Raw genomic sequence first — 12,307 nt, forward strand, 5'->3', positions numbered from 1 at the left:
CGAACAACGGTGGTACAACGAATAACGGTGGCACAACACCAAGCCCAGTGAAGCCAAACCCAGTTACATTTGACCCGAAAAAACCATTAGACGGCTCAGTATCTTTCGACCTAAATGGTGTGGATTCAGCGGTTGTTAGTTATACCCCTACAGGTAAAACGACACCAGTAACAGCAACCATCACAAAAGGTGCAGACGGCAAATACGTCTCTAACGATCCAAATGTTATCGTTGACCCAACCACAGGTAAAGTAACTATTCCGGAAGACAAAGTAGCAGATAATACAACGGTAACTGTAGTAGTGACAAAAGATGGATTAGCAAGTGATCCTGCAACAACAGAAGCGGGTAAAGATGCTCTAACATTTACGAACGAAACCAATCCAGTAGATGGAGATGGTTCAGTAAAATTTGATTTAGATGGCGCAGATGGTGCTAAGGTAACTTACACTCCGAGTGATTCTGACACCCCTGTGACAGCAGAAATCACCAAAGATGCAGACGGTAAATATGTCTCAAACGATCCAAATGTTAAAGTAGATCCAAATACAGGCGTTGTTACGATCCCTGAAGATTATATCAAAGACAACACACCTGTTGATGTTGTTATCATCAATAATGGTCAAGAGAGTGAGCCACAAACAACGACTGCTGGCGAAGACCAAATTAGCGGTACGATTGATGGTATCAAGGATACGCCTGCTCATGAGGCACCAAAAGTCACCTCAATGACGGACAAATCGAATCCAGCAGATGATAATCCAGAAACCTTTGTGGTAGAGGGTAAAACACGTTCAAATGCTGATGTGGTGATCAAAGACAAAGAAGGCAATATCGTTGGTAAAGGCAAGGCAGACGAAAACGGTAACTACAAAATCAATGTATCAGAAAGCGATAAACACGATATCGTAAGTGGTGAAGACTTAACGGTCATTACCAAAGCAGACGGCTACAATCCTTCTGAAGAAAAAGCAACAATTAGCCCAGATACACCGATCAATTACACAGGCGATAAAGTCGGCCCTCAAAACCCACCTGTGATTACTACCGATCCAACAACAGGCGATAACACGGTTGAATTCCCGAAAGATGGCGATACAGAACAACTTAATGTTGATATGACGCCAAAAGGTGAAGATCCGATTACCGTTGAAGTATCGAAAGACAAAGACGGCAATATCACGGTTGAAGTCAAAGACCAAGATGGCAACGTGATTGGCGGTAAAGATCAATTACCTGAAGGTGTTGAAGTTGATAACAACGGTAATGTGATTATCAAAGACGGTGCCTTAGAAACAGGTACAGAAATCGAAGCGACAGGTGAAGACAAAGCGGGTAACGAAAGTGACAAAGCGGTGGCAGAAGTGACTGAGCCTGCAAACCCATCAGCAACAACCCCTGATGCCCCTGTATTAACAGCGAATCCAGGCGGTTCTGTTACCGCTGCGCTTCCTCCTGCAGCTGTAGAGGGCGATAAAGCAGTGCTTGAGTTTAACAAAGAAGGCACTAATGAGCCAGTTACTGTCACCTTAGTGAAAACACCGACGGGTTGGGTTGTAGATTCAACAGAGCCAGCGGGTTTAAACGATTTAGTAGAAATTAGTGGTGATACAGTAACCATTCCTGAAACAAGTGTGGCGGACGGCTCTATTGTAACGGCTTACTCACAAGGTAAAGACGACACACCTGATCAGAAGAGCGCAACAAGCCAAGCTAAAGTGTTACCTGATAATGTGACGACATTAGAAGATGATATCAAAATTACTTCTTACAACGATAGCAACCCGGCGAAAAACGACATCACCAAAGTCTTAGTGGAAGGACAAACCGAGCCAAACGCTAAAGTACAAATTAAAGATGGCGATGTCGTTGTTGCAGAAGGCGTGGCGGATGCAAGCGGTAAATTCCGTATTGAATTTAACGAACCTACTGGTTCGGACTTCCAACCAACAGAAAAACTGACTGTGGTTGCAACAGCACCAAACAAACTCCCGAGCGAGGCTAAAGAAGGTGAAATTCCAGCGATTGCACAAGACGGAACAGGCTTTATTGGTGACCGTGTTGCGCCGGAAACGCCACGTCTTGTTGTGGGTAATGATGGCTCTAACGATGTGACTATCACACCAAAAGATCCAAAACCAGGTGATGTGATTACCATTGCTGTTAAAGATAACGAAGGCAAGGATGTTGAATTAACCGTGACCGTAGGTGAAGATGGCACATTAACACCAAGTCCGGACAATGCAGATAAACCTGCATTAACGGTCAATCCGGATGGCACGATTACACTTGATCGCACACAAATCAAAGACAATACCCCTATCAGCGTAACGGCAAAAGATTTAGCGGGTAACACCAGCGATCCGGCTATTAAAAACACAGGCTTTGATAACGTCACAACCGATCCAACGATTGACAGCATCGTATCAAAAGATACGTCACCAAAAGCAGATGGCAACCCGGAAGAGTTTACTATTTCGGGTAAAGCGCCTGCAGGTTCAAAAGTTACGGCAAAAGATAGTCAAGGTAATGTGATTGGTTCTACCATTGCAAATGAAGACGGTACTTATACCATCACGGGTGCCTATGAAAATCCAAACAACGACATCAAAACAGGCGACAACATCACAGTCGTTGCCCAAGAAATTGATGCGCAAGGCAACCCAACCGCAGCAGAAAGCCGCCCGGTTCAAAAAGACGTTTCAGCACCGGAAAAATTCTCTGATGTTATTCCAACCCAAAAACCGGAAATTCTTGAACCGGAAAATAACGGTGATATTCCGGTGAAATTACCGGAAGACGCGGTGAAAGGCGATCAAGTTACCATCAAAGTGGGTAATGACGATAATGGCAACGGCACATTAGATGATAATGAAGTCGATAGCACTGTAACGGTTGAAAAACAACCTGACGGTAAATGGAAACCGGTTGATGGCGACACCACATTGGTGAAAGATCCAATTGAGGGCAATATCGCTATTATTCCTGATGAGAAAGCACCAAACGGTTCTGTTATCGAAGTCGAAAGCAAAGATCAAGCGGGCAATACCTCAAGCACAGAAAAACCAATTGACAAACTAGAGCAAACAGCAACGCCAGTGATTGAAAGCATCCAAGCAAAAGATGCAAACAATCCGGCGGACGGTAATCCTGACTATGTGATTATCACAGGTACAGCCGAGCCAAATGCAATGGTAACTGTCAAAGACCCAGATGGTAATGTGATTGGCACAGGCGTAGCAGATGCCACCACAGGTAAATTTACGATTAAAGCGACTGAAGTCCCTGGCACAGACATCAAAGTGGGTAATGCATTGACGGTAACTGCACAACATCCTGCAAAAACCGAAAGCGAACCTGCGACAACGCTAGCTTCAGGTGATCCATTAACCGTACCTGAACTGAATCCAAAAGTAGATTTTGATGATACTGTTCCACCAAGCACGCCAGTGATTGGTACACCAGATCCAGTAACAGGCGATATTCCAGTGACATTACCGGAAGATGCAGTGAAAGGCGATCAAGCAGAAATTACTGTCACACAACCAGATGGTACACCAAGTAGCGTCATCGTTGAAAAACAAGAAGATGGCACATGGAAACCGGTTGATGGCGATACTACATTAGTGAAAGACCCAATCGAAGGTAATGTAGCAGCGATTCCGGCAAATAAAGCACCGGAAGGCACTGACATCGAAGTGGTAGTGAAAGACAATGCGGGTAACGAAAGTGATCCAGCAACTAGCACTGTTGGCGAAACACCAACACCGCCTGTGGCACCAACAGAAAAAACAGCGACACCAACACTTGAGGAGGGTTATCCGAAGTTTGTGGATACCGATTCTCCTGCGAATACCACACCAGATAGCGTTGTTGTCAAAGGTAAAACCGAGCCAAATGCCGAAGTCTTTATTAAAGACAAAGATGGCAACATCATTGGTCAAGGAACAGCCGATGCAGAAGGTAACTTTGAAATTACTGGCGTTGAGTTAACAGGTAAAGACCTAGTGGTGGGTGATAATATTACTGTTACCGCACAAGCGCCAAACAAGCTTGAAAGTAATCCAGCAACGAAATCTGATGGAGCACCAACAACAGTAGAAGAAGTGCCAGCGGGTGATAAGACATTGCATCCGAACGATACAACCCCTCCAACAGCACCGGATGTAGTACAAGAGGGTAATGATATTATCGTTAAACTCCCAGAAGACGCACAACCGGGCGATAAAGTGGTGATCAGTAAAACGACAGACACCAATGGTGACGGCAATGTGGATGAACAGGATACCCCAAGCACCACAACCGTAGTAAAAGGTGAAGACGGTAATTGGAGAGTAGATGGTCAAGACGGCCTTGGCATTAGCGCTCAGATCAACAATGACGAAGGTACAGTCACCGTTCCTGCTGATAACGGTGATATTGTCGATGCGAAAACGGTAGATATCGCAGGTAACGAAAGCACGACAGATCAAGAAACCGTCACAACGCCACCGGAAAAAACACCGACGCCTAAAGATATTGAAATCACAGCGGTGGATAAATCTAATCCGGCAGATACTATTGCGGAAGAAATTATCGTGAAAGGTAAAGTGGATGATGTACCGGAAGGCACAGAAGTTCGCGTTGAAGACGATAAAGGCAATGTGATTGGTCTCGGTAAAACTGATGCAGAGGGTAACTTCGAGATTGTTGTACCAAACGATCCGGCAAATCCGTTAACCGAAGGCGATAAATTAAATGTTATCGCAGAAGATAAAGCAGGTGGAAAAACGCCAAGCGATGCAGGTACCGGCTTAAATGGTGCAAATACAGATGTACCGGCAATCGATCCAACTGCAGAAGGTCATCCAAATGATCCAACAGGTCCGTCAGCTCCAGAACTTGCAACAGTTGCAGGTACAGGCGCTGTCGCAGTCACATTCCCTAAAGATGCAAACCCAGGCGATAAAGTGGAAGTGAGTTACACGAAAGAGGGCGAAACAGCTCCAACAACGGTAACCTTTACTAAACAGCCTGACGGTACATGGACATCATCTAACGAAGCAGAATTGCCGAGCGTGAAAGACAACCTCAGCAATCCACAGGTGATTATCCCTGAAAACAGCATCGAAGACGGTTCAGAAGTGAATGCGAAGTCAATTGATGCGTTGATTCCAGATGCAGAAAAACCAGCGACACCTGTAACAGCAGGTACAGATGCGAAAACTGCAACACCAACCTTTGAGATTGTTTCAGTGGATACCGCAGCGCAAGCAGACGGCGAAGTGGATCAAATCAAAGTAACAGGTGAAGCAGAAGCAGGTAGCTTAGTCGTGGTTTACGACAAAAATGGTCAAGAAATTGGTCGTGTCCAATTAGGTGCAGACGAAACAAACTTTACTATTGTTGTTGATGAAACCATGGGTGCAATTAAAACTGATGACGAAATCTCTGTTGTTGCTAAAGCACCAAACAAAGATGTGAGCGATCCAGCACCAGGTACAGTACCGGCTGTGACCGAATTTAACGATCAAAGCGAACCAGCATCACCAACCGTTACTGAAGATTCAGCTAAAGGTGAAGGGGATGTAACTATCTCATTACCAGCAGAAGACCCAGCGGATCCGTTCGTGAAAGGAGATCAGTTAATCATCAAGTATACCGATGAAACAACGGGTACTGATAAAACAGCAACCCTAACCCATGACGGTAAAGGCAACTGGGTATCGGATGATCCGAACGTACCTTCTATCCCAGCAGGTAGCACAAGTACGACGATTCCTGAAGACAAAGTTCAAGATAAGTCAGAAGTGAGTGCAACCTTAAAAGACGTGGCAGGTAATGAATCGCCGGCGACAGAGACATCAAAAGCAACAGCAGGATTTGATGAAGTTTCTCGTACGCCAACGGCTAGCATTACAGGCTCTACGGATACTGATAACAATGGCGATCCGGAAAGCGTAACGATAACGGGCGCATTGACAGATGATGAAACTGGCGAACCAATCGCTGGCGCACTAATCTCTGTGAAAGACAAAAACGGCAACGTGATCGGCACAACGACAACGGACGAAAAAGGCGAGTACACTATTACTCTAACCGAAGGCGAAGGCGATGTCCCGGCGAACGGCCTTGTATCTAAAGAAACACTTACAGTAAGTGCAATTGAACAAGAAAATGGCGTGCCAAGCAAAGACGTAAGTGCGGATGCTCCGGTAGAAGTTCCGGCTGTAACCAAATTAGCGGAAAATCCAACAATTGTAGGTATCAGTACTGACGAAAAATCAGATCGCACACCGGAATTATTCAAAATTTCAGGGACATCTGAAGAAGGTGCAACGGTAACGGCATACGCGAAATTAGCAAATGGCGACTTAGTCGAAATCGGTTCTGTTAAAGTAACAAACGGAGACGCATTCACACTAACAACCAAACCATTAGCAGAAATTGATGGTTTAGACAGCTACAGCTTAGATGACGCGGCAACGGAAATCGTACTTAAAGCAACGAAAGATGGTCAGCAAGACAGCGCAGCCCGTGACTTAAAAGCGGTAGAAGTGCCTCGTGGTACCGATGAAAACCGTGCTGAAATTCACCCGAATGACAAAGACCCAATCGCAGCAGATAAAGCAGCGACAGTAACTGCATTGCCTGAAGGCTTTGGTGGCGCAAACATCACATTACCATCAACAGAAGGCGAAAGCTTGCTTGAAGTAAGCGTAAGCTACAAAAATGAAGATGGTGCAGATGAAACTGTGGTATTGACGTGGAATGGTACAACATGGTCATCAGACAAACCTGATGTAATTGCTGCACCAACAGCAGTCAATGCAGATGGCAAATGGGTGGCACACTTACCGGCAGAACAAGTGAGTGCAAAAACAGGTAATACAGCGAATACCGTTAGCGTGGTAACGAAAGACTACGCAGGTAATAGCTCACCAGCAGCAACTGCAACCTTGAATGAGCCGGCAGGTGATGATATTCCAGACCGTACAGACTTACCAACTTTAGTGGCAGGTTCTGAACAAAACGCAGGCGATTTAGTCGCCACACCAGGCGCGGATAACGACAAATTGGAATTGAAATTTGTGGATGACCAAGGTCAAGACCAAACTATCACCATTGTGAAAGATCCGATTGCCGGCGAATGGAAAATCAAGGGCGAAAACCCAACAGGGGCCACCCTAGATGAAACCACGGGTACGATTACTGTTCCGGCTAATAAAGTCAAAGATGGCTCAGAGGCGGAAGCGATTGGTCACAAAGGCGACAAACCGTCAACAGCTGAATTTAATGATGCTAACAATCTTCCAACAGAAGTTCATGTTACGGTGACAACAAACGCTGATGATGATACGCCTAATCAGGCTGACACACCGACTATCACTGTTTATACGGAGCAAAAAGACGGAAAAGACCAACCGTTAAAAGGCGGTGCTACTGTGAAAGGTGGTAAGGATAATGTGGAAGTATTGATTGAGGCGAAAGGTTATGTGGAAGTGGTCACGGATAAAGATGGTGTAAAACGAACATCTAGCTTAACCACTGAGCCTCTATCCCCGACAGTACAACCTGATGACAGTGTTAGTGTTGAGTCGAAAGATATTCTCATTAAAGCTCAAAAAGATTTAACAACGGGCAAATGGGAGTTAGTGGCGGCAAGTAAAGAGGATTACGATAAAGCTCAAAGTTTAACGGATGAAGAAAAACAAGGTTTGACGGATGAGCAACAAAAAGAGGTTCTTCAAGCTAAGAAAGATTCGGTTTGGAGTCCTGTGTCTAGTGACGTTGCAAGCGTTGATAAGGATGGCAATATCACCTTAAAACCAAAAGCCTTGCAAAATGACACAGAGGTTAAAGCTAAAGGTTATAACGCGAAATTGATACCATCTGAAGAGGCAAAAGAAAATGTTGGGGCTGAGCCAGCAAATAAAGATGTGGATGCAGATGAGCCATCCATACCTGAAACCTTCCGTGATGGTTCAATGCATGTCACCCCAGGGGCAGATAACCAACGTATGAAAGTGACCTACACCAAAGAGGGGCAACCACAAACAGTGGAAATTGAGAAAGCCGAAACAGGCCCTGATAGCACGGTAGAATGGAAAGTTAAGGATAATGCAGAATTACCTCAGGGCGTTACATTGGATAAAAACACGGGTAAATTAGTCTTCCCGAAAGGCACCGTGGATGTGAAAACGGAGATGACGGCGGTAGGAACCAACAAGGATGGCTACGATAGCGATCTGGTGAGCCAACCGGTATTAAAAGACCCAACACCATTTGCCGATGCGCCGCAAGCGGTGGTAGATGGCGATAAAGTGGTCGTTACACCGGGGGCGGATTCAGAAAAAGTGAAAATTACCGGTACAACCAATGACCTGGTCACCATTGTCAAAGGCGATAATGGCGAATGGAAATTTGAGGGCAATACCAATCCGGACGGTATTACCTTAGATGAGAAAACCGGTAAAGTCACTATTAACAACGACAAGATCGGTCAAGGCGGTATTGTTGCTGAGGCAACGGATGGTTATGAGCCAACGCCAAACACGAAAGAATCCAACAACGGCAAGCCGGTGAAACCGTTTGTGGTCGACAATACAGCAAACTCCACAGAAGCCCCAGAGCTTACACCGATTGAAAGCGGTGAAAAACAAGGTGCGATGACGGTGAAACCGAAAGGTGACCATGTTGAAGTGAAAGTGACTTACACGGATGAACAAGGCAACACCAGTAGCATTACTGCTGTGCGCGATCCGCAAACAGGGGAATGGAGCTTGGCACCAGCGGTGAAAACCGAAGAGAAAAACGGGGAAATGGTTACCACTAAAGAACCTATTCCACCAAGCAGAGCGGTTATCGACAAAGTCACCGGCGAAATCACGTTAATGGCGAATGAGCTACAAGACGGCAAAACCGTAAAAGCAGTGGCGAAAGATGTGAAAGGTAATACGAATGAGGCGACAGCGAACGCGGCTAATGATCCTGTTGAAAACGAAAAATTACCTGAAGATCAACAACCTGATGTAGAAAGACCGGTTGAGGCGGAAACGCCAACCTTGTTCCAAAATGTGGATGTTGGTGAAGTGAGAATTATCCCAGGTAAAGGGGTAGATAGCATTAAATTTAATGTGGGGGTAAAACTACCTAATAGTGCGGAACCTGTAGAATATATTAACTATTGGTTAACGAAAGATGACTATGGTGAATGGGTTGCCGTTGCCGCGAAAGTCACAGATAAAGATGGGGACGGACGCTTGGATGACGACAATGATGATTTTGCTATTCTTGAGCAGTCACCGGAAGCTTTGGCGTTATTAAGCTATGACAAGGATAAGGGTTACTTTACCTTGAAGGACAGTGCGGATGGGGCGCGTTTATCTTCAGCCTTAGATAGCAAAGTGAATCCAAAAGATATCGAATACAAAATCTTTGATATTCATCTTGCAAGGGAAGGAGAAGAAACCTTATCTAAAGCAGATATTGATGGTTTCACTATGATGACAAATCATAAAACAGAAACCAATACGGCTATTAAAGCACCGTTGTATCATCATGTGTTATCAAATGGTGAGGCATTAACGTCACCGATTATTGAAGTAGTGAAAGACGTTCAAGGTGATCAGACATCAACGAAGTTAAAAATCACTTTTGATCCGGATACCTATGCGATGTCGTTCTATGCAGGATTTAATGTTAATGGTAATAATGAGGACAATGGTCTTCATATTGAGAAAAATATTAATAACGAATCCGGGAAAGGGGCATATTTCTCTGATGAGGATGGCAATAGAAGCTATATGGTGACTATGGATCCTAACAATAACAATGTGGTGTTTGTTCGTCCGACTGACAATGTTAAGTTCCAATATGATGTTGATGGATCAGATAAAAATGTGACGGACATTGTATATAACGTCAACAAAGATGATAGCAATATCAAGATGAAAGATTTCTTCGGGGCAGACGACTGGGGCCAAAATGGTAAGACAATTGCGTTACCAAACGTTGATCTATCAAAAGAAGATCAGAAATATACCTTGCCAAATCCACCAAAAGTCGAAAATCCAACTGACGCGGCGGAGAAAGTGGATACACCAACCGCATTAGTTGATGATCAACATAAAGGTGGGGTAAAAGTTAAACCTGCCACTCCAAATAGCGGCACGAAATATCGTGTAGATTATTTGGGTGAAGATAGTACAGACGCCAAAGTCATTATGGTGAAAAAAGGCGATAACGGTCAATGGCAGTTTGAAAGCAATGGTTCAAGTGGCGCGATTGATGGCACTAAAATCAAACTTGATGCAAGCTCAGGCGAATTAACCTTTGCACCTGAAGCGGTTGCAGATGGTGGACGTGTGACTATCACGGCTTATGACAGTAAAGATAAGCCACGAGCAGCCGCATCAGTCATTGCACAAGATGAATTGCCTGTTGTGGAGATTAAACAAGATGAGACTAACACCAATATCGGAGGTGTTGTTGCAACGCCAAAAGAGGGTGTGACGAAATTCCAATTAAACTTCACAGACGAAGGCCGTAACAACACCTCAACCGAGCCGAAAGATCACGTGTTGGTTTACGAGAAAAAAGGCAGTCATTGGGAATTGGTGAGTGTTGACGGCGATAGCAACAACAAGAAAATCACTATTAACGGCGAAGAGAAAGATCTTTCTCAAGCCGATAATACGACGATCAAGTTAGATACCAACAGCGGACAGGTTACTTTCGACAAAGATGCGATTGGCGATAAATCGACCGTCACCATTACACCATACAGTAAACGCGGCACGCTTGCCGGTGGAGCAGCGAAATCTGTGCAAAGTGCGGTGGATAAATTGATGACTTATTTGGATGATACCAGTGCCACGAAAGTTGAAGATGTGGGTGGTTTGGATTATGTGTATATCGACAATGGCGGTTATTACCGCGGATTAAAACAATTGTTGAATGGCGAGAAAAATAATACAAAACCGACACCATATTTGAATGCTGAACATAGCCAAAACGGTCGTAACCTTGAATTTACTGATGGTAACGATGTGGTGAAATTGGATAAATCCATCAACTATACCAGTTATCCGCGTTGGAAATCGCCGTATAACTTTGACTTGGATTTCGACTTCAAGGATGGTAACGATCTTCTTGTGGTAGGCCACGATGTGGGAACCGCCTATATCAATGGAGGACGTTATGTCTCCAAAATCAATATGGGGGCTGGTAATGATGTCTTTGTAGTCGGTGCACATAATGACTACTTCCGTGTAGTTCGCCATAAAGAATATGGTACCTTTGATATTGCTCATATTGATGATATGGAGAAGTTTAAAGAGCAAGGTTGGGAAGATGCCGGACTTTATACCGGTTGGAAATACGGTGGACAAATTCGTCATACCCAAGTGGATATGGGAGATGGTGATGATACTGTCCTGTTGATGGCATTGAACTCGGGTAACCGAGATGACCGTGGTGCTTATGGTGCGATTATTAACCTGGGTGAAGGTAATAACCGTTTAGTCATGTCACAAGAAATTGACCTTTATAAATCTATCGCGAAATCGGAGATTACCGCAGGTAGTGGCATAGATGTGGTTAAAGCTGGGGGATTTGTAGAGGGAACCAGTATCCGATTGGGCGGCGGCGATGACGAGGTGATTGTCGGTAAAATTGAAGATTCTACCGTTGATCTTGGTGATGGCAATGACTGGATGGAAGTCATTGACATGCGCAGTATCGGAGCTGAAATCGGTTCGAACTCGAAGGTCTACCTTGGAGATGGCAATGATGTATTTAAACTCGGTGCGAAACTCAATGCCAGCGACAACAGCATTATTGATGGTGGTAACGGCAGCGACTTCTTGTTGTTTGATGTGAGCGGTGCAATTATCTCCACCACTAACTTCAAAAACTTTGAAGAAGTCGGCTTTATGCAAGACGACAGCACTATCAATATTCGTGCAATTGAAATCGATGGCTTAGGCACACCGTTGAAAGTCACCCAAGCAGATGGCAAAAACGGCAACAAAGTAGACTTTGGTTTGGCAGGCGCAGGTGACCACGAGTCTGGTCAAAATCAAGACCAAGGCGGAAACAAAAAATATGCGGATATTGGTCAGACATATTGGGAAAAATCTCAATCTTCTGTAGAGGAAAACGGCGTCACCTACGACGTTTATACTTACGACAATAACAGCAAAATCCAAGTTTGGGTTGAAAATGGTATTGAAGTGATTTAATTCCCGAAATATCCGCCTAAAATACCGTGGGCTAACCCCCACGGTGACCGAATAAAACCGCCCCTCCAGGGGCGGGGTTTTTT

1 protein-coding gene is annotated in these 12,307 nt (G+C 44.7%); it reads left to right on the plus strand.

What is annotated here, in order from left to right; genetic code table 11:
- Nucleotides 1-47: 47 nt before the first annotated feature.
- Nucleotides 48-12,224 (plus strand): Ig-like domain-containing protein, encoded by a 12,177-nt coding sequence (locus tag AM305_RS01535; RefSeq protein ID WP_237698362.1) that lies wholly within the window; start codon nt 48-50, stop codon nt 12,222-12,224.
- The last annotated feature ends 83 nt before the right edge of the window (nt 12,225-12,307 follow it).

The organism is Actinobacillus minor NM305 (genome assembly GCF_000175195.1).
In the GTDB taxonomy this organism is placed as follows: Bacteria; Pseudomonadota; Gammaproteobacteria; order Enterobacterales; family Pasteurellaceae; genus Haemophilus_A; species Haemophilus_A minor.